Origin of the sequence: Natronosporangium hydrolyticum (assembly GCF_016925615.1) — a bacterium.
GTDB lineage: Bacteria > Actinomycetota > Actinomycetes > Mycobacteriales > Micromonosporaceae > Natronosporangium > Natronosporangium hydrolyticum.
Genome location: NZ_CP070499.1, coordinates 1,243,508 through 1,262,550, shown reverse-complemented (window position 1 = coordinate 1,262,550; position 19,043 = coordinate 1,243,508). Strand labels below are relative to the sequence as shown.

Genomic DNA, 19,043 nt, shown 5'->3' with positions numbered 1-19,043 from the left:
CCCCGCTCAGCCCGGCCGGTGCCTAGCACCTCACCACCGCTCGGCCTGGGTGGCGGCCTGGGGCCCGCTCCCTGGCGGAGCCGCCGGGGCGCCGTAACCGGTCGGCCCGTTACCGCCGGCAGCGTAGCCGGTCGGCCCGCTACCGCCGGCCGGATTGGCGCCGCCGGAGTCGCTGTTGGGCTCCAGAATCGGCCGCAACCGCTCCACGATGCTCGACAGCTCCCGCCCCACCGTGGTGTTGGTAGCGGTCAACTGCTGATGCAAGCCACCGATCTGCGCCTGCGCCCACTGCGCCAACGCCAGCAGCCGGGCCAGCTCTTCCTTGTCCGGGCTGTAGTCCGCGCCGGCCCGCTGCCGGTACGCGTGCGCCGCCTGCTCGGCCGCCTTGTGCGCGTCGCCCAGGATCTGGCTGGCCTGATGCCGCCCCTGTTGCACGATCTGGGCCGCGCCGTGCTGCGCCGAGGCGATCACCTCGTCGGCGTACTGCTGGGCCTTCAACCGGACATCGATCTCGGTGAGCAGATCGGTGATCTGGGCCTCGTTGGCCCCCGCGGGCAAGGTACCGTGCCGCCGGGCGTAGGCCTCGTTTTCGGCCCGGTTGAGCCGGCTGGTCAGATCACTGATCGTGCGATCCCGGCTGGCCACCTCGTCGGAGAGGCGTTGCAGCAGCTCGTGGACGGCGGTCGGGTCGTACCCCTTGCGCAGACCGATCCGTCGGATCTGCAGATTGCGGATCTCGTGGGAGGTCAGCGGCCGGCGCCTCCGCTCGTTCATGCCCAGTCCCCCTCGTTGCGGATGGCGCCCCGCGCCTGCAGCGGGGCGTAGGTGCTGCCGTCGTAGTTTTCGGTCCGCACTTGTTCGGGTGCGTAGCCCTGACTCGCTAGCGCCTGGCGGGTGCCGGTCACCATCGCCGGCGAACCACACACGTAGATCAGCCGGTCATGCCACCGGCCGTTGCGCGCCGCCGCCTCCCCGACCGTCGACGGCGCTCCCAGCGAGGGGTCGGCCGAGAGCGCCGCCAACACGTTGAACTGCTTATGCTGCTGCGCAAAGCCCCACAGGGCGTCCAGATCGTACAGCTCGAACCGGTAGGCGGCACCGGCGATCAGCGTCACCCGCCGCTCGTCGCGGTACTCCGCCAGCTGCTGGACAATCGCTTTCAGCGGCGCCAGCCCGGTGCCACCAGCGAGTAGCAGCAGATCCGGCCCGGGCCCGTTCGGCAAGGTCAGCTGGTCGCCGATCGGCGCCGAGAGCCGCAGCACGTCCCCGACCTGCGCCTGGTAGACGAGGGCCGGGCTGAGCTGCCCGCCCGGCACCGCCCGGATATGGAACTCCACCAGGCCGTCCCGGTTCGGGGTGTTCGCCGGGGACAGGTAACGCCACACCCGCGGCCGCAGATGCGACTCCACCGCGAGCGACTGACCGGCGCGCCACCGCAGGTCACCGGCGATCCGGGCGGTGACCACAGCGATGTCGCCGGTCCGCCGCTCATGGCTGACGATCTCCGCGTCCCACCGGGCCGGCTCACGCTTCGCCGACTCCGCCGCCGCCTCGATCATCACGCCGGAGACCAGTTCGTACGCGGTGGTCCACTTCGCGGCCAGCTCCGGTGTCCACGCCGGCCCGAGCCCGTGCGCCAACGTGTGCAGCAGCGCCTGCCCGACCACCGGGTAGTGCTCCGGCGCCACGTCGAACCGCCGGTGGTCGCGGCCCAACTGCTTGACGAAAGAGGTCAGCGCGGCGCCATCATCCACGTGCGAGACGATGTGTCCCAACGCGGCCAGTAGCCGGTCCCGCTGCCCACCCATCGCCGCCGGGAACATCTCCCGCAAGCTCGGATCCAGGGTGAACAAGGTGGCGTAGAAGTACGCGGCAGCGTGGTCGCCGAGCTTCTCCACCTCCGCCCAGCTACGTCGCAGCGCGGTCGCGAGCTCGGTGACGTCGTCGCCACTGCCTGCCGCCTGCTCCGGCCGCTCGGCCAGTGACGGTCCGGCGCTGTCCCCCGTAGCGATCGAGCGTTCCATCGAGCCCTCCACTATTGCCCGTCGCCGCCACTGACCGCAGTGACGATCTGTCCCTGCACGTTGACCAGGACCTGGTTGGCGGCGACGAGAATGTCCATCGGGACCTTGAAGTCGTGCATCACGGTGAGCAGGTACAGGCACACGCGAGCGTAGACCTCCGGGGTGATACCCAGGCCGGCATGGGCGGTCTGCAGATCCCGGCCGGTGTACCGGTCCGGGCCACCCAACACTTTGACCAGCATCAGGACCTGGTGGCGCTTCAGCGTGTCGACCTCCACCGCCCGGAAATACGGTGCGGTCACCGGGTCGGCCAACAGCCGGGTGTAGAACTCTTCCACGACCGCGGTCACCGCCCGGGACCCGCCGATCGCCAACAGCGCCGCGCTCGGCGTCGACTGCCGAGCCGTCTCGTCGATCTCGTCGAGCATCGCCGGTTCGATGAACGTCGCGTCATTCGCCATCTCATGCGCCTTCCACGAGGGGGGATGTTCGGGTCGCCTCCCGAGCATTGATGATCGAGAGGCGACCCGCAGGACATAGTCACATCTTTGCCACCATGTCGCGTCGCACGGGGTGTGCGACAAACATCACAGAGACGACGAGTTAACTGACGTACGCCAATCCTGGCAGCTCCGCCTTATTCGCCGGGCGTGGTCTTCGAGATCTGCATCAAGAACTCGATGTTGGTCTTGTTTTCTTTGAGCTTGCTCAACAGCAGATCCAACGCCGCCTGCGACTCCAGCGAGTGCAGAACCTTACGCAGCTTGTACGTGATCGCCAGCTCGTCTGGCGCGAGCAGGATCTCCTCCTTGCGGGTGCCCGACTGGTCGATGTCGATCGCCGGGAAGACCCGCTTGTCAGCGATCTTCCGGTCGAGCTTGAGCTCGGCGTTGCCGGTCGCCTTGAACTCCTCGAAGATCACCGTGTCCATCACCGAGCCGGTCTCCACCAGCGCGGTCGCGAAGATGGTCAGCGATCCGCCGTTCTCGATGTTCCGGGCGGCGCCGAGGAACCGCTTCGGCGGGTACAACGCGGTCGAGTCGATCCCGCCGGACATGATCCGCCCGCTCGCCGGGGTGGCGTTGTTGTACGCCCGCCCCAGCCGGGTGATCGAGTCCAGCATCACCACCACGTCCATCCCCAGCTCGACCAGGCGCTTGGCCCGTTCGATCGCCAGCTCGGCCACGGTGGTGTGGTCCGACGGCGGCCGGTCGAAGGTCGAGGCGATAACCTCACCCTTCACCGAACGCTGCATGTCGGTGACCTCTTCAGGCCGCTCATCGACGAGCACCACCATCAGATGGCACTCCGGGTTGTTGGCGGTGATCGAATTCGCCACCGACTGCAGCACCGTGGTCTTACCCGCCTTCGGCGGCGAGACGATCAGCGCGCGCTGCCCCTTGCCGATCGGCATCACCAGGTCGATGACCCGGTTGGTCAGCAGGTGCGGCTCGGTCTCCAGCCGCAGCCGCTGCTGCGGGTAGAGCGGAGTGAGCTTGTAGAACTCCGGCCGGCGGCGGGCCTCCTCCGGGTCCATCCCGTTGATCGTGTCCAGCCGGACCAGCGGGTTGTACTTGTCCCGCCGGTTCTCGGTGTCCCGGGGCGCCCGCACCACGCCGGTGACCGCATCGCCACGGCGCAGTCCGTGCTTGCGCACCTGTGCCATGGAGACGTAGACGTCCTTGGGGCCCGGAAGGTAGCCATTGGTCCGGACGAACGCGTAGTTGTCGAGCACATCCAGGATGCCGGCCACCGGCACCAGGACATCGTCGTCGGCTACCTGGGGCTCGCTCTCGCCGCCACCGCCGGTCCGCTCGCTGCGGCCGCGCCGCCGGTCCCGATACCGGTTGCGCCGACCGCGCCGGCCACCGCCGTCCCCGTCGTCATCATCGCCGCCGCGGCGCTCGTCATTACTGCCCCGGCGCTCGTCATTGCCGCCCCGGCGCTCGTCGTTGCCGCCCCGCCGGTTGTTGTCGCGGCCTTCGTTGCGGGAACTCCGGGAGCCGGCGTCGGCGCCCTCGCGCGACTGGTCACCGCCCCCGTCATTGCCCGCACCGCTCTCGTTGCGGCTCTCGTTGCGGCTCTCGCTCCGGTTCTCATTCCGGGAAGCGCTTTCGTCGGCGCGGGAACCCCCGGCCTCGTTGCGCTCCCCGGCGGTCTCCCGGCGGGCACCGCCAGACTCGTTCCGAGAACTCCGGCGAGACCCGCGCGCCGGCGCGTCCCCACTGGTCTCAGACCGGCCAGCCGCGCCCTCGGCCGCCGGCACCTCAGCCCGCACCTGCTCCCGAGGCTCTTCCGCAGCCGCCGCACGGCTCCGGCCAGCCGCCCGGCCGCCGCTGGCGCCGCCCGCCTGTCGCTCCTGGATCGCCGCGATCAGGTCGTTCTTCCGCATCCGGCCGGTGCCGGTGATGCCCAGCGAACCCGCGAGGCTCTGCAACTCAGGAAGCAGCATCGCGGACAGCCCGGTGCCGCCGCGCCGGCGACTGGGGGCGTCGGTTGCCCTGGTCGCAACCTCCGGCGTCACGTCGGTGGTGTCGCTCAATGGTTTCCTTCCTCGATGGGCTGCCCGGATATGCGTCTTCGTGACCGGGCGGCTCTGATAGTCCCCGCAACCCTGCGCGGGAGCTTCTGGCACAGCAACGATGCTCGTGGAGACAGGTCCGACGTGCACTGGTAGGGGTGTGACGGACTGGCCGCCGACATCGACCGGGGTGCCCTGCGGGTTTGTTGACGGGAACGGGTCCGCAGACTTCGCCGCTTCACGGCTGTGCTAGGGAGAGCCTAGACAACGCGCCCGACCTGGGGCAACACCGGTTCGACGCTCGGCGTGTCTCGTCGCTGTCATCCAGTGTACGCCGGCATCATATCCGGTCGCACAGTGGCGCCGTGCTGATCCACCGACATCTCCTGGCACACCCAGCCGACCTGGCTGCTGAGCTGCTCTGGAACCGGCCCGAACGCCAGCACCGACGGGCCGGCACCGCTGACTACCGCCGGCACCCCGGCGGCGCGCAACCGCGCCACCAGCGCCGCGGTCGCTGGCGCGGCGGCCGCCCGATACTGCTGGTGCAGCCGATCCTCGGTGGCCGCCAACAGCAACGACGGCGCCGGGTCCCGGGTCACCGCGTGCACCAGCAGCGCCGCCCGACCCGCGCTGTGCGCGGCATCCCGGTGCGGCACCTGATCGGGCAGCGCGGCCCGAGCCGCCGTGGTCAAACTTCGGTGGTCGGGCACGAACAGCACCGGCCGCACCGAATCGGCCGGTGCAACGGTCACCGCCCGCGCCGAATCCGGCTCGGACGACTCCCGCCAGGCGACGGTGAAGCCGCCCAACAGGCACGGCGCCACATTATCCGGATGGCCCTCCAGCCCGGCGGCGATCCGCAGCAGCGCCGGCTGATCCAGCGCACCGCCAGCGGCCCCGGCGAGCTCCCGACCCAGCAGCACACCCGCCACGATCGCCGCCGAGGACGACCCCAGCCCACGCGCCTGCGGGATCCGGTTCTGACAGGTCAACGCCACCGGTGCCGGTGGCATTCCCAGTTGAGCGAAGGTGGCGTGGATCGCGCGGACCACCAGGTGCCGGTCGTCGCCGGGTAGCTCCCCGGCCCCCTCCCCGTGCACGGTGACCGTGGTCTCCCGGGCCAGCCGCCCGGTCACCTCGTCGTACCAGGTCAGCGCGAGCCCGAGCGCGTCGAAGCCCGGGCCCAGGTTGGCGCTGGTCGCCGGGGCCCGAACCGAGACCACCACAGCTTCACCAGTCGACCGGTCAACCACCTGCCACCCACTCCTCGACTCCAGGCCGGAATCTCCGGCGCGCCGCCCGCTGGCGACCCGCCCGCCGGCTGACACCGCCTCCGGGCGCAACTACCTCCCGGTCAGCCGTGAACCGGCCGAGCCCGAGCCTACCGAGCCGGCTACCCCTCGCGTACGGCCGATGCCGTCGCCGCGGAGTCGTCGCCGTCGCCCAGCCGGGACAGTCGCCGGGTAGCCAGCCGCCACACCCCCGCGTAGACCAGCGTGGCGCCCGCCGCCCCCGCGATCAGCCATCGCAGCTCCACCACATCCACCAGCGCTGCGAAGATCAACAAGCTCGCCGAGACCGCCATCGTCGCCAGCATCATGTCGACGGCGAAGACCCGGCCACGCAGCTCGTCAGGCACCTCCAACTGCAGCGCGAAGTTGCTCATCATCCAGTTCCCGCCACCGGCGAAGTGCGCCACCAACACCAGCACCACTGTGACCATGAACCACGGACTGAACGCCACCCCCAGGTACGCCAGCCCGTACGCCGCCATCGACAACGAGAGCCCGGGAAGCAGCCAGGAGCGGCGACTCAACAGTTTACGCAGGACAAACGGCCCAGCCAGCGCGCCGGCGCCGCGCGCGGCGAACAGCAGCCCGGTGCCGATCGGCCCGACCGCGAAGCTCGCCGCCAGCAACGGAAACGCCCCCAGCACCCCGTTGCCCACCCCCACCGCGGACTTCACGGTCACCAACGACAGCACCCGCGGCCGCTGCCGGATATAGGCCAGCGACTCCCGAATCGCCCTTAGCGCCGGCTGCGGGGCTCCGGTCCGCTCGCCCTGCAGCGGAGTACGGATCCGCCAGACTAGATAGGTGGCCACTACCATGCACCCGGCGGTGATCAGGAAGCAGGCGTAAGGCCCCAGCAGCGCGGTCATCACCCCGCCCAGCGAGGCGCCGACCACCAACATGGTCCCCCAGGCGCCTCCGGCGACCGCGTTCGCTACCCCGAGCTCCTCCCGCGACACCAGGTTCGGCAGCGCCGCCAACGCGGCCGGGGTATAGAACGCCTTGGCCGCACCGACGATCCCGATCGCTACCGGCCCCAGCCAGGCCACCCCGGGCTCCCGGATCAGCAGCAGAATCGCCACCGCGACCAGGGTCACCGCGCTGGCGCACATCATGATCTTGCGGCGATCGAACCGGTCCGCCACCGTCCCCGCGTACGGCAGCAGCAGCGCGAGCAGGCCGGTGTCGGCGGCGAGCGCCAAGGTCCCCCACGACCCGCGGCCGGTCAGGTCCAACAGCAGCGCCATCAGCGGGATGACCGCGAACCAGTCCCCGCCGAAGATCACGACCTGGGCGAAGAAGAGACGCCGGAAGTCACGGTTACGGGTAAGGACCGAGATGACAGACGGCACGTACCGAGACGTTACCTGGCGCGCCGCTCACCGCCAGGGTGTGACCGAGTTGCGCTCCTCACCCCGCAGCGGCGACGCCTAAGCAAGCTCCAACGCGTGGGCGGCGGCGAGCGGGTCGGCCGTGATGGTGACCGGTGCCGGGGCGGTGGCGATCGCCCAGTCCGGATCCTTCAAACCGTGGCCGGTCACCGTGCACACCACCGTCGCACCCGACGGCACCTGCCCGGCCTCGGCCGACTGCAACAGGCCGGCGACGCTCGCCGCGCTGGCCAGCTCCACAAACACCCCCACCTGCCGGGCCAACAGCCGGTAGGCGGCGAGGATCTGCCGGTCCGTGACCTGCCCGATCTGGCCGCCGGACTGCTCCTGGGCATCCAACGCCCGGGTCCACGAAGCCGGGTTGCCGATCCGGATCGCGGTGGCGATGGTGCTGGGCCGGCGGACCACCTCGCCCCGCACGATCGGCGCCGCCCCGGCCGCCTGGAACCCGAACATCCGGGGCAGCCGGCCTGCGTTGCCCACCTCGTACTCGGACTGGTAGCCCATCCAGTAGGCGGTGATATTGCCGGCGTTACCCACCGGCAGGCAGTGGATGTCCGGCGCGTCCCCCAGCCCGGCCACGATCTCGAACGCGGCGGTCTGCTGGCCCTGCAGCCGGTCGGGATTCACCGAGTTCACCAGCGAGACCGGATAATCCAGCGCCAGCTTCGAGGCGATCTCCAGGCAGTCGTCGAACGAGCCGGTGACCTGCAGCAGCCGGGCCCCGTGGACCAGCGCCTGCGCCAGCTTCCCCAGGGCGATTTTGCCTTCCGGCACCAGGACCGCACAGGTCAGGCCGGCGCGGGCGGCGTACGCGGCAGCGGAGGCGGAGGTGTTGCCGGTGGAGGCGCAGATCACCGCCTTGGAGCCCTGCTCGACCGCCTTGGAGACGGCCACCGTCATCCCCCGGTCCTTGAACGACCCGGTCGGGTTGGCGCCCTCGACCTTCAGGAACACCTCGGCACCGACCCGGCTGGACAGCGCCGGCGCCGGCAATAGCGGCGTATTGCCCTCGTACAGCGTTACCACCGGGGTCGTCGCCGAGACCGGCAACCGGTCCCGGAAAGCCTCGATCAGCCCACGCCACATGACCTACCCCTACTCCACCCCCGCGGGCCGAACTAGCCGGCGGGGGTCTCGCCCTCTACCCGCACCACGCTCGCGACCGAGCGGACAATCTCCATGTGACGCAGCTCCGCCACGGTGGCGGTGAGCGCCGAATCAGGCGCCCGGTGGGTCACGATCACCAGGGTGGCGTCGCTGCTGCGGCCGGTCTGGTGGACGGTCGCGATCGACACCCCGTGGCGGGCGAAGACGCTCGCCACCGTCGCCAGCACCCCCGGCCGGTCGGCCACGTCGAGCCGGACGTGATACCGGGTCACCACCTCGCCGATCGGTCGGACCGGCAGCTCCGCGTACGCCTCCAGGCCGGTCTGCCGTAGCCCGTTGCCGCCGGCCCGGCGCGCCACCACCGTCCGGGCGACCGCCACGATGTCGCCGAGCACCGCGCTCGCCGTCGGCGAACCGCCGGCGCCGGCGCCGTAGAACATCAGCTGCCCCGCGGCGTCGGCCTCCACAAAGACCGCGTTGTACGCGCCGCCGACCGCCGCCAGTGGGTGCTGCCGCGGAATCATCGCCGGGTGCACCCGGACCGCTACCGCGCCGTCGACTCGCTCGGCCAGACACAGCAGCTTGATCACACAGCCCATCTCGCGGGCGCTAGCGACATCGGCCGAGGTCACCTCGCTGATCCCCTCGCGGTAGACCTCGGCGGCGGTCACCCGGGTGTGGAACGCGAGCGAGGCGAGGATCGCGGCCTTCGCCGCCGCGTCGAACCCATCGACGTCCGCGGTCGGGTCCGCCTCCGCGTACCCCAGCTCGGTCGCCTCCTCCAGCGCCTCGGTAAAGCCGGCGCCGGTGGCGTCCATCGCGGACAGGATGAAGTTGGTGGTGCCGTTCACGATGCCGGTCACCCGGGTGATCCGGTCACCGTGCAGCGACTCCCGCAACGGCCGCAGCAGCGGGATCCCGCCGGCGACCGCAGCCTCGAAGTAAAGATCCGCGCCGCCGGCCACCGCCGCGTCGTGGAGCGCACCGCCGTCCTCGGCCAGCAACGCCTTGTTGGCGGTTACCACATCTTTGCCCTGGCGCAGCGCCTCCACCAGCCAGCCACGAGCCGGCTCGATGCCGCCCACCACCTCCACCACGGCGTCCACATCGGGGCGTTTCAGCAACCCCAGCGCGTCGGTCGTGAGCAGGTCCCGGTCGAGCGAGACCGCCCGGACCCGGTCCGGGCGGCGCACCGCCACCCCGGCCAGCTCGACCGGCGCGCCCACCCGCGCGGTCAGATCGTCGGCCTGTTCGTGCAGCAGGCGCACCACCTGCGCCCCGACCGTGCCACACCCCAGCAGGGCCAGCCGTACCGCCATGGTCAACCCACATCCAATGCCATCAGGTCGTCCTCGGACTCCCGCCGCACGATCACCCGGGACCGACCATCGGCCACCGCTACCACCGGTGGGCGGGGCACATGGTTGTAGTTGTGCGCCAGGCTGCGGCAGTAGGCGCCGGTGCCCGGCACCGCCACCAGATCCCCCGGTCGGGTATCGGCGGGCAGGAACTCATCCTGCACCACCACGTCTCCCGCCTCGCAGTGCTTACCGACGATCCGGGTCAGCATCGGGCCGGCGGAGCTGGCGCGCGAGGCCAACGTCGCCGAGTAGGCGGCGCCGTACAGCGCCGTACGCAGGTTGTCGCTCATGCCGCCGTCGACGCTCACATACGTCCGGAGCCCGTCCACCGGCTTGACCGTGCCGACCTCGTAGAGCGTGAAGACGGCCGGGCCGATGATCGCCCGCCCCGGCTCCACCGACAATCGGGGCACCGCCAGCCCGCGGGCCGCGCACTCCTGCTCGACGATGCCGGTGATCCCGGCGCCCAGCTCGACCGGGCTCGCCGGATCGTCCTGACTGGTGTAGGCGATCCCGAAGCCGCCGCCCAGATCCAGCTCGGCGAGCTCGGCCCCGGTGTGCTTGGCCAGCTCGGCGTGCAGCCCCAGCACCCGCCGCGCCGAAACCTCGAAGCCGGCGGTGTCGAAGATCTGTGAGCCGATGTGCGAGTGCAGGCCGATCAGCTGCAACACCCCGTCGTCGAGCACCCGCTCGGCGGCCGCCTGGGCGGAGCCGTCGGCGAGCGAGAACCCGAACTTCTGGTCCTCGTGGCCGGTGGCGATGTATTCGTGGGTATGCGCCTCGACCCCCACGGTCACCCGGATCATCACCGGCTGCCGCACGCCCCGCTCCCGGGCGAGCACGGTCAGCCGGTCGATCTCGGTGAACGAGTCGAGGATGATCCGCCCCACCCCGGCGTCGAGCGCCCGGCTCAGCTCCGCGACCGACTTGTTGTTGCCGTGGAACCCGATCCGCTCCGGGGGCATGCCGGCGGCCAGCGCGACCGCCAACTCGCCGCCGGTGCAGACATCGAGCCGCAGCCCTTCCTCGGCGACGACCCGCACCACCGCCTTGCACAGCAGCGCCTTGCCGGCGTAGTAGACGTCCATCCCCCGGAACCCGGCGACGAACGCCCGGCACCGGGCCCGCAGGTCGGCTTCGTCGAGCACATAGGCCGGGGTGCCGTGCTCGGCGGCGAGCTGCGCGACCGGCACTCCCGCCACGCTCAACCCGCCGTCGCGACCGCGCGCCACCCCGCTGGGCCACAGCTGTGGCAGCAGCTGGTTGACGTCGGCCGGCGGCCGAAGCCACGCCGGAGCGCGCTGCCCGAGATCGGCGTGGAGTGCCCCCGCCTCATGTGCCCGCATTTACCCCACCCGCGATCCGACTACCACCAAAACATGCTATCCACCAGGTCCGCGGCGACCTACCGAAGCCGCCCGGCACCCACTGAGTGAGACAACCGCCTCACCTCGTGGGCACCCCCGGCCCAGATTCAACGGTCACATCCGCTCGGGGGCGGTGACCCCCAACAGGGTGAGCCCGTTCGCAAGCACGATCCGGGCCGCCTCCACCAGCCACAGCCGGGCCCGCGTCAACTCGGTCGCCGGCTCGGCGCCCTGCGGCAACACCCGGCACGAGTCGTAGAACCGGTGATAGGTGCCGGCCAACTCCTCGCAGTACCGGGCGATCCGGTGCGGCTCCCGCAGCTCCGCGGCGGTCGCCACCACCTGCGGGAACTCCGCCAGCGCCTTGAGCAGGTCGTGCTCGCGCTCATGGCCCAGCAAGGCGGGATCGAACTCGTCACCCCGCACCACCCCCAGCTCCGCGGCGTTACGCAACAGCGACGCGATCCGGGCATGGGCGTACTGCACGTAGTAGACCGGGTTGTCCCGGCTGGCCCGGGTCCACAGCGCGATGTCGATGTCGATCGGCGAATCCGACGAGTAGCGGGCCAGTGCGTACCGCGCCGCGTCCACCCCGATCGCGGACATCAGATCTGCCAGCGTGACGACCGTGCCGTGCCGCTTACTCATCCGCACCGGCTCGCCGTCCCGCAGCAGATTGACCATCTGCCCGATCAGCAGCTCCAGGGTCTGGTCCGGGTCGTCACCGAAACACTTCGCCATCGCCCGCATCCGACCCACGTACCCGTGGTGGTCGGCGCCGAGCATGATCACCACCCGGTCGAAGCCGCGGACCTGCCGCTTGTCGTAGTAGTACGCGCAGTCGGCCAGGAAGTAGGTCGGCGCGCCGGTACCGCGGATCAACACCCGGTCCTTGTCATCGCCGAAGTCGGTGGTCCGCAGCCAGAGCGCGCCGTCGTGCTCGTAGACGTGGCCGTGCTCGCGCAGATGGGTCACCGCCGCCGCCAACTCGCCCCGCTCGTGCAGATCCTTCTCGTTGAAGAAGACATCGAAACGGACCCCGAAGTCGGCCAGCGACTGTTTGATCTCGGCCAGCATCAGCTCGATGCCCTCGGCGCGGAAGACCTGCTCGGCCTCCTCGTCGGGCAGCGAGGCCACCGCCGGCTGCCGCTGCGCCACCGCGGCCGCGATCTCGTCGATGTAATCCCCGGCGTAACCGTCCGCCGGGACCTCCTGCCCGCGAGCGGCGGCCAGCAGCGACTGCGCGAACCGGTCGATCTGCGCCCCGGCATCGTTGAAGTAATACTCGGTCGTCACCTCGGCACCGGCGGCGCGCAACAGCCGCCCCAGCGCGTCGCCGACCGCCGCCCACCGGACCCCGCCCAGATGGATCGGGCCGGTCGGGTTCGCCGAGACGAACTCCAGATTCACCCGCTGGCCGGCGAGGGTACGGCTGTGCCCGTACGCCGGGCCGGCCTGCACCACCAACCGGGCCAGCTCACCAGCGGCGGCGGCCTCGAGTCGAAGATTCAGGAAGCCCGGCCCCGCCACCTCCACCGACTTGATGCCCGGCACCCGCCCCAGCCGGTCGGCGAGCGCCGTGGCCAGCTCGCGGGGCGCCACCCCCACCTGCTTCGCCAGCTGCAACGCCAGCGTGCTGGCGTAATCGCCGTGCTCCGGGTTCCGGGGTCGCTCCAACGTCACCGCCGCGGGCAGGACCGAAGGGTCCAGCTCACGGGCGACGAAGACGTCGCGGGCCGCGGTCAGCACATGGTCGGAAAGTTGGTCGGGCGTCACGTAGCCATGGTACGTGGTTAGGCTACTTGATAACTTTGTGGTGACCTGGCCCCCAGGTCTGTCCACCTGTCCGGGCAACCCCCTGCACACCGACCTGACGAGGCCGCAGACATGACGACCAAGACCAACAAAGGTGACCGGCGCAACCAGTCGGCGCTAGTCTCCCAGGACAAGCGCGGTAAAGGCGGCGCCGCCCGCAAAGGCCGCAAACCGATCGCTCCGGTAAAGGTCAGCAAAGAGCGTAACTGGGGCCCGATCGCGATGTTCGCGGTGGTCGGACTCCTCGCCGCCGGGATCATCGGGTACGCCTTCTGGGCGCAGTGGGACTCGCGAGCGCTGCCTTGGCAGGAGCAGGCCGCCGAGATCGAGGGGCTGATCGACTACCGGGCTGAGGACGACTCGGTCATGGGGGAGGCGCAGCGGGCGCACCAAAGCGGCCCAGTCCAGTACGACACCTCCCCGCCCGCGTACGGCCCTCACAACGAAATCTGGCAGAACTGCCAGGGCGACGTCTACCCGGCCCCGATCGCGAACGAGCACGCGGTGCACAGCCTGGAGCACGGCGCGATCTGGATCACCTACAACCCGGACCTGCTGGACGAGAGCGGCGTGGACCGGCTGGCGAGCCTAGTCGAGGGCAACGAGAAGATGATGATGAGCCCGTACCCGAGTCTCGACGCCCCGATCTCGCTGCAGGCCTGGGGCTACCAACTGAAGCTCGACGACCCTGGCGACGGCCGGATCAACGAGTTCATCCGGGCACTGCGGGTCAACTCCTCGCTGGAGGGTCCGAACGCCCGCTGCGACGGCGGGGTCTCCACCACCGGCACGACCCCGATCGCCTGATGCAGCCCTCGGTCGCGGACATGGCGCACGACGACGCCGGGCCGGCGGAGCCCACCCTGGGCTCCCGCCGGTTCGGCCTGGCCACCCTTGCGATCGCGGTCGTCGCCGCGCTGCTGGCGGGCTTCGCGATCGGCGTGCTGGCGTTACGCCCAGCCGCGGCCCCGGCCGACGACTCCCCCGAGGCCGGCTTCGCCCGCGACATGATCACCCACCACGACCAGGCGGTCGAGATGGGCATGATCGCGTACACCGAGGCGGAGCTGCCCGGGGTGCGTCAGATCGCCTACGACATCGCCACCAACCAGCAGGGCGAGATCGGGATGATGCATCAGTGGCTACGGGAGTGGGAGCTCGGCCCCACCGCGGCGGAGCCACCGATGGCCTGGATGCCCGACGGGGATGCCATGGGCGGCGCCCCGATGCCGGGCATGGCATCCCGGGACCAGATGGCCGAGCTGCGCGAGGCTGAGGGGATCGCGGTCGACCAGCTGTTTCTCGAGCTCATGATCGACCACCACCTCGGTGGGATCCACATGATCGACGGGGTGCTGGAGCTGACCGACCACTCCGAGGTGGTGTGGCTGGCCGAGTTGATGAAGAGCGGCCAGCAGCACGAGCTGGAGGTCCTGCGCAACTTGCAACAGCAGGCCGCCGACCACTCGGGTTGATCAGTCGAGCAGACCCTCGATCGAGCGGCGCCGACGGACCGCGAGCATGGCGATCCCGCCGCTGAGCATCCCCGACCCCAGCAGCACCAGCGCCCCCACCTGGACTCCGGTCCTGGGCAGCCGCGGATCCTCCTCCTCGGGTGGAGCGACCGTAGGCGCGGGCGTCGGGGTAGCGGCCGGACCGGACGGGGTCGGTACGCCATCAGCGGTCGGGGCGACGGTGGTCGCGGCTGCGACGGTCGGCCGCGGCTGGGGGCTGGTGAGCGGAGCTTCCGGGGTGGCGGCGGCGTAGGTCGCCGGCACCGATGCCGTGGGAGTCGCGGCCGCCGCGGCGTCCGCCCCCTGCGCGGCGAAGCCGGCCGTCAGCACACCACCGGCGGCCAGGGCCGCCAGACCGGCGAGGAGTCGCTTCACCCTGTCCCCTCTGCTGCTGACCACAAGCGCCCATGATTGCCAGTGGGATCGGGACCCACCATCGGACGATCGGCCACAGTCCGACAGCTCTGCCGCGACGTCACGTCATCGGGGAGCTCCGGCCGAGGGCACAGGATCGCCGTCCGGGTGGGTGTGGCCGCAACCACATCCACCCGGACGGCGATTCGCCAGCGACGGGCGGGGGTCAGCCGTCGCTCAGGCCGAATTGGCTTCGCTTACGGCGTACCAGCAGCATCGCCGCGATTCCGGCGCCCAGCAGGCCGAGCCCCGCTAGTGCCAGCAGGCCGACCTGGCCACCGGTGACCGGGAGGCCACCGCCCTGGCCGTTGTCGCCGGGTGGCGCCGGCGGGGCGGTCGGAGTGCCCGAGGGCGCGGCCGACGGGGTCGGCGTCAGGCTCGGCTCCGGCTGCGTGGGCGAGGCGGAGGGCGACGCCGACGGCGGGGTCGTCGGAGACCCAGTCGGGGGCGTCGTCGGCGGGGTGGTCGGCGGCGTAGTGGGCGGGGTCCCGTCGCCCTGGTCGGGGCAGGTATGCGTTACCACTACCCGAAGCGGGCCGCCCGGCCCCCGCTGGACCAGGAAGTCCCCGTCCCGCAGCGTCCACCCCTGCGGCACCGAGACGGCCAGCTTATTCGGGTTCGCTGCCGGACCCACCCACCAGGCGAATCCGCTCGGGTTACCGGCGCCGCCGGGCACCGTCACCACCACCTCGCCACCGTCCGGGTCGGTGAACTGCAGCTTCGCCAGCTCACCGGCGGGCGCCGGGTCGAACGAGTGACTCTGGGCGTTGAACACCCATACGTCGAAGCCCGGCTTCACCAGCTCATCGGCGGCGTCGCTGGCGTCACCGATGACGTTCGCGCAGTCCGGCCAGCCCTCGTCGGTGACCACCCGATCATGATGCGGCCCGTGCAGCACCGCGTTGAACCCCGCCGCCGGGGTCTCGTGGGCGACCGCTGGCGCCGAAACACCCATAGTCACGACGCCGCCGGCGACGATCGCCGCCACGCGAATAACTCTGTTCTTGTTCATGCAACCTCTCCGGACACGAGCAGCAAGCGCCTCATGATCACCAGGAGTACGCGGAGGCGACAACCACCGACGCGCCCCCAGCCTCACGACGACGGCGCTGACCAGGAAAGACCTTCGTGGCAGGGGTACGGCCCGTTCGGTTGATCCTCGACCCATCCGGCACCGCGTACGTTGGCCCGGCCCACCCAGCCGCCGGCCCCGTGGCGGCTGCTATGCTTTGACCTCGGTACGCCCCCGTAGCTCAGGGGATAGAGCACCGCCCTCCGGAGGCGGGAGCGCAGGTTCGAATCCTGCCGGGGGTACCACCCCAACCTTTTCTAGCCCTTGATCGCGATTCGCGATCAAGGGCTAGTCTCTTGCCGGCCACTCTCTTACCGGCCACGGGACGCAACCCTTGCCTGATCGAGGTAAGCCCATCGTCGCTCGGGGCAGCCAGGGTCTCTCCACCACCGGGGTCTCGACCAGATGGCTGCGGCTCGCGCCGCGACCTCGTGGCGGCGGGGATGGGTGGCCAGCTTCGCTGCGCAGGATGGTGCGCTGCCGCCACGACCGTTGGTGCCGTAAGCGCGCCAGCCGCCGTCCACCAGGATGGCGGCCGGATCCGGGAAGTTGGATCCATACACCGGCCTGGTAGATCCATTGTGATCAAGCCGCGTCTGCTGTCGTCGCGACGCCAGCTAGGCGGGAAGGTTGCCGGCAGACTCCACATTGGGAAACAACGGCCGAAGCGACTCCGAAACCCGCCGGCAATGACGGAGCGAGAGCGATATTAAACACACTGTACTGTGCCCTCCCGGAACCGTACGCTGATCGATGTCAAGCAGTCCAATCTCGATCTGAGCGTAGAAGGTAGAAGACAGTCGAAGGTGGCGTATCCGCGCCGACCTGACGAACTCACCCCGGCTACCCCCACCCGAGAGGAGGCGCCGACGTGTTAAGGCGCCTAATGGCAACCCTGCTAGCGCTCATCCTGACTACCGCCGTCGGTCTTGTGGCATTTACATCTCCGACCCACGCCACACCGCGTGCACCGCGACCCGACGTACTGCTGGAGGTGAAGTTCAACGAGGCGCTCACGGTCCGCGGCACCGAGCAGGACCTGCGCAGCGAGCGCGGCTTCGGCCTCGCCCGGGTCGAGGCGGTCCTCGACCGGCACGGCGCCACCGAGCTGCGACCGTTCTTGCCAGCTGACGCCATCGCCCGGCTGGAGACAGCCACCGCACAAGCCGAGTCCCGCGCCGGCGACACCATTCCCGACCTGGCCTCCTGGTATACGGTGGCGCTGCCAGCGGGCACAGAGACCGACCAGCTCCGGGCCGAACTCACCGCTCTGCCCGAAATCGAGTACGCCGAACCGGTCCCGGAGTCACCTCCGCCGCCACCACAGGCCACGCCGGACTTCAGTGTGATGCAGCGCTACTTCGAACCGGCCGTGCAGAACGGCATCGGTGCGGCGATCACCCGCCAGGACCCGCGGCTGCGGGGCGATGGGATCAAGATCGTGGATCTGGAGTACGACTGGAACCCGTTCCACGAGGACCTGCAGCTCGACTGGTCGATCGATGTCGGCGATGGCATCTTCACCCGCTACCAGGGCTGGGGCGACGACCACGGCACCGCTGTACTCGGTCAACTGGTCGCGGTTGAGAATGGTTTCGGCGTCAGCGGTGGGGTTCCGGACGCCGACGTGTACGGCATCTCACCAACCCAAGCGGGAACGCCGAATCCGGCCTGGCTGCCCGGGGCGGCGCTGGCTTATCTCGCCGCGCGGGGCGACGGGCAGGGCGGCTCCTTCCTGCAGCCGGGCGACGTGGTGCTGCTGGAGCAGCAGGCTTCGCAGGTAATTCCCAACTCTGATTGTCCCACGTGGGATAATCAGTGTTTCGCCCCGCTGGAGTGGATCGTCTCGGTACACGATGCCATCCAGGTGTTGACCGCCATGGGGGTCAACGTCGTCGCCACCGGTGGTAACGGCTACAACAGCACGGACCACCCGGCCTATACCAGGGATGGGCAGCCGTGGTTCCGGCCCGACAACCACTCCGGTTCGATCTTGGTCGGGGCAGGTTCGAGCACTGACCGGTCGCGGCTCGCCTTCTCCAACCACGGGCCGCGGTTCGATCTGCAAGGTTGGGGCGAGTCGATCGTCACCACTGGATACTGCAGCCTCTACTGTGTCTCCGGGGACCACAACACCCGTTACGCCAATGACTTCAATGGCACCTCGGGTGCCGGGCCGATCGTCACGACCGCAGTGGTCGTGATCCAGTCGTACCTGCGCGCCACCGGCGAGCCGCCCTGGACCACGCAACAAGTCGCTGACCTACTCAAGAGCACCGGCCAGGCGCAAGGCTCCGCCTCCCCCAGCCAGCACATCGGCCCACTTCCGGACCTACAAGCAGCACTAGCCACCCTCGAAGCCGAGCTGTCCGTCGCCACCCTGCTGCCCAGCGGGTAGGAGCACTGCGGCTTCGTTCCTCCCGCCCGCTGGTAGCGGGCGGGAGGAGTCCCCCGGCCCTGACCAGGCACCCGAAGCCGCTGACGACCGTGCTCTCCGCTGGCCGGTGGCCCCAGCGCCTCAACGACTTGGATCGGCGCGGTGCGACGATCCGGCGGGCAGGTAGGGCAGCATCGCGACCAGGGCCTTGACCAGCTCGTCGGCGCTCGGCGAGTCTGCGCGCTTGCGGAGGTGACCGGCGGCTTCCAAGTCAACGGCCCCATGGGCAAGCGCCCACAACAGAGACACGATCCGGCTGGTGTCGCTGGGGAGTGAACGATCCTCGGTCTGAGCGAGGCGCACCGCGTTGTAGAGGGCGGTAGTCGCGAGCGTGGCGGCCGAACCCAGCTCACCATGGTCGCCGACCCAGGTCCCGAAGGTGAGCTTGAATCGAGCGGGCCGGGCGGCGGCCCAGGCCAGATAGGTATGCGCTACGGCCTCAAGTCGGGCGGTGCCGGCGTAACCGGCGATGGCTGCGATCTGGTCGGCCAGGCCACGCAATTCAGCGGCGGCGATCGCGGCTAGCAGGTCTCGCTTGTCGGCGAAGTGCTTGTATGGAGCATTGTGGGAGACCCCGGCCCGCCTGCCGACCTCACGCAGCGTCACCCCGGCCGGCCCGCCCTGATCGAGCAGCTCCGCTGCGGCGCTGATCAGCCGGTCCCGAGTGTCACACATCCGTAAAAACTACTTGGTTGACGGCGTCAACCCTAGCGACTACCGTG

Annotated in this window: 16 protein-coding genes and 1 tRNA gene; 4 read left to right on the top strand and 13 right to left on the bottom strand. The window is 70.1% G+C overall.

Annotated features, from left to right (window positions below):
• Positions 1–30 precede the first annotated feature (30 nt).
• The 10 genes from JQS43_RS05805 to argS all read right to left on the bottom strand — a co-directional run bounded on the left by JQS43_RS05805 (position 31) and on the right by argS (position 12,845).
• Positions 31–774, bottom strand: coding sequence for a DivIVA domain-containing protein (locus JQS43_RS05805; RefSeq protein WP_239678035.1), 744 nt, complete (start codon positions 772–774; stop codon positions 31–33).
• Positions 771–2,024: a globin domain-containing protein gene (locus JQS43_RS05800; protein ID WP_239678034.1), complete on the bottom strand. Its 1,254-nt coding sequence runs from the start codon at positions 2,022–2,024 to the stop codon at positions 771–773. The genes JQS43_RS05805 and JQS43_RS05800 overlap by 4 nt, the downstream gene beginning before the upstream one ends.
• An 11-nt stretch (positions 2,025–2,035) precedes the next feature.
• Entirely contained in the window at positions 2,036–2,485 is a 450-nt protein-coding gene (locus tag JQS43_RS05795; RefSeq protein WP_239678033.1) for a group I truncated hemoglobin, read from the bottom strand.
• Between the two features lie 176 nt (positions 2,486–2,661).
• Positions 2,662–4,566, bottom strand: a complete 1,905-nt coding sequence (gene rho, locus JQS43_RS05790; protein WP_239678032.1) for a transcription termination factor Rho — start codon at positions 4,564–4,566, stop codon at positions 2,662–2,664.
• 299 nt (positions 4,567–4,865) lie between these two features.
• Positions 4,866–5,801, bottom strand: coding sequence for a homoserine kinase (thrB, locus tag JQS43_RS05785; RefSeq protein ID WP_239678031.1), 936 nt, complete (start codon positions 5,799–5,801; stop codon positions 4,866–4,868).
• Positions 5,802–5,941: 140 nt separating this feature from the next.
• The gene (locus tag JQS43_RS05780; protein ID WP_239678030.1) at positions 5,942–7,192 is read right to left on the bottom strand and encodes an MFS transporter; all 1,251 of its coding nucleotides are present in this window, start codon (positions 7,190–7,192) and stop codon (positions 5,942–5,944) included.
• Positions 7,193–7,270: 78 nt separating this feature from the next.
• Positions 7,271–8,320, bottom strand: coding sequence for a threonine synthase (gene thrC, locus JQS43_RS05775; RefSeq protein ID WP_239678029.1), 1,050 nt, complete (start codon positions 8,318–8,320; stop codon positions 7,271–7,273).
• A 32-nt stretch (positions 8,321–8,352) separates the two neighbouring features.
• Positions 8,353–9,660, bottom strand: a complete 1,308-nt coding sequence (locus tag JQS43_RS05770) for a homoserine dehydrogenase (RefSeq protein WP_239678028.1) — start codon at positions 9,658–9,660, stop codon at positions 8,353–8,355.
• Between the two features lie 2 nt (positions 9,661–9,662).
• A complete protein-coding gene (lysA, locus tag JQS43_RS05765) occupies positions 9,663–11,048 on the bottom strand; it encodes a diaminopimelate decarboxylase (protein WP_239678027.1) in 1,386 nt (461 codons plus the stop codon).
• Positions 11,049–11,183: 135 nt separating this feature from the next.
• Positions 11,184–12,845: an arginine--tRNA ligase gene (gene argS / locus JQS43_RS05760; protein ID WP_239678026.1), complete on the bottom strand. Its 1,662-nt coding sequence runs from the start codon at positions 12,843–12,845 to the stop codon at positions 11,184–11,186.
• A gap of 111 nt (positions 12,846–12,956) precedes the next feature.
• Between argS and JQS43_RS05755 the strand changes: the two genes are divergently transcribed.
• Positions 12,957–13,691, top strand: a complete 735-nt coding sequence (locus tag JQS43_RS05755; RefSeq protein ID WP_239678025.1) for a DUF3105 domain-containing protein — start codon at positions 12,957–12,959, stop codon at positions 13,689–13,691.
• On the top strand, positions 13,691–14,359 hold the full coding sequence (locus JQS43_RS05750; protein ID WP_239678024.1) for a DUF305 domain-containing protein: 669 nt from the start codon (positions 13,691–13,693) through the stop codon (positions 14,357–14,359). The genes JQS43_RS05755 and JQS43_RS05750 overlap by 1 nt, the downstream gene beginning before the upstream one ends.
• On the opposite strand, the gene JQS43_RS05745 is transcribed toward JQS43_RS05750, so the two are convergent.
• Positions 14,360–14,773, bottom strand: a complete 414-nt coding sequence (locus JQS43_RS05745) for an LPXTG cell wall anchor domain-containing protein (protein ID WP_239678023.1) — start codon at positions 14,771–14,773, stop codon at positions 14,360–14,362. It lies immediately after the preceding gene.
• Positions 14,774–14,978: 205 nt separating this feature from the next.
• Positions 14,979–15,824: a hypothetical protein gene (locus JQS43_RS05740; protein ID WP_239678022.1), complete on the bottom strand. Its 846-nt coding sequence runs from the start codon at positions 15,822–15,824 to the stop codon at positions 14,979–14,981.
• 230 nt (positions 15,825–16,054) lie between these two features.
• Between JQS43_RS05740 and JQS43_RS05735 the strand changes: the two genes are divergently transcribed.
• Together JQS43_RS05735 and JQS43_RS05730 are read left to right on the top strand one after the other, a co-directional pair.
• Positions 16,055–16,129 (top strand) — tRNA-Arg (locus JQS43_RS05735).
• Positions 16,130–16,878: 749 nt separating this feature from the next.
• Positions 16,879–18,282 (top strand): S8 family serine peptidase, encoded by a 1,404-nt coding sequence (locus JQS43_RS05730; RefSeq protein WP_239678021.1) that lies wholly within the window; start codon positions 16,879–16,881, stop codon positions 18,280–18,282.
• 120 nt (positions 18,283–18,402) lie between these two features.
• On the opposite strand, the gene JQS43_RS05725 is transcribed toward JQS43_RS05730, so the two are convergent.
• Entirely contained in the window at positions 18,403–18,996 is a 594-nt protein-coding gene (locus JQS43_RS05725; protein WP_239678020.1) for a TetR/AcrR family transcriptional regulator, read from the bottom strand.
• Between the last annotated feature and the right edge of the window lie 47 nt (positions 18,997–19,043).

What these genes read in the sequence shown, in the direction of transcription:
- JQS43_RS05805 (WP_239678035.1), bottom strand. Translation starts at nt 774, where the DNA reads ATGAACGAGCGGAGGCGCCGGCCGCTGACCTCCCACGAGATCCGCAAT.
- JQS43_RS05800 (WP_239678034.1), bottom strand. Translation starts at nt 2,024, where the DNA reads ATGGAACGCTCGATCGCTACGGGGGACAGCGCCGGACCGTCACTGGCC.
- JQS43_RS05795 (WP_239678033.1), bottom strand. Translation starts at nt 2,485, where the DNA reads ATGGCGAATGACGCGACGTTCATCGAACCGGCGATGCTCGACGAGATC.
- thrC (WP_239678029.1), bottom strand. Translation starts at nt 8,320, where the DNA reads ATGTGGCGTGGGCTGATCGAGGCTTTCCGGGACCGGTTGCCGGTCTCG.
- JQS43_RS05770 (WP_239678028.1), bottom strand. Translation starts at nt 9,660, where the DNA reads ATGGCGGTACGGCTGGCCCTGCTGGGGTGTGGCACGGTCGGGGCGCAG.
- lysA (WP_239678027.1), bottom strand. Translation starts at nt 11,048, where the DNA reads ATGCGGGCACATGAGGCGGGGGCACTCCACGCCGATCTCGGGCAGCGC.
- JQS43_RS05755 (WP_239678025.1), top strand. Translation starts at nt 12,957, where the DNA reads ATGACGACCAAGACCAACAAAGGTGACCGGCGCAACCAGTCGGCGCTA.
- JQS43_RS05750 (WP_239678024.1), top strand. Translation starts at nt 13,691, where the DNA reads ATGCAGCCCTCGGTCGCGGACATGGCGCACGACGACGCCGGGCCGGCG.
- JQS43_RS05740 (WP_239678022.1), bottom strand. Translation starts at nt 15,824, where the DNA reads ATGAACAAGAACAGAGTTATTCGCGTGGCGGCGATCGTCGCCGGCGGC.
- JQS43_RS05725 (WP_239678020.1), bottom strand. Translation starts at nt 18,996, where the DNA reads ATGTGTGACACTCGGGACCGGCTGATCAGCGCCGCAGCGGAGCTGCTC.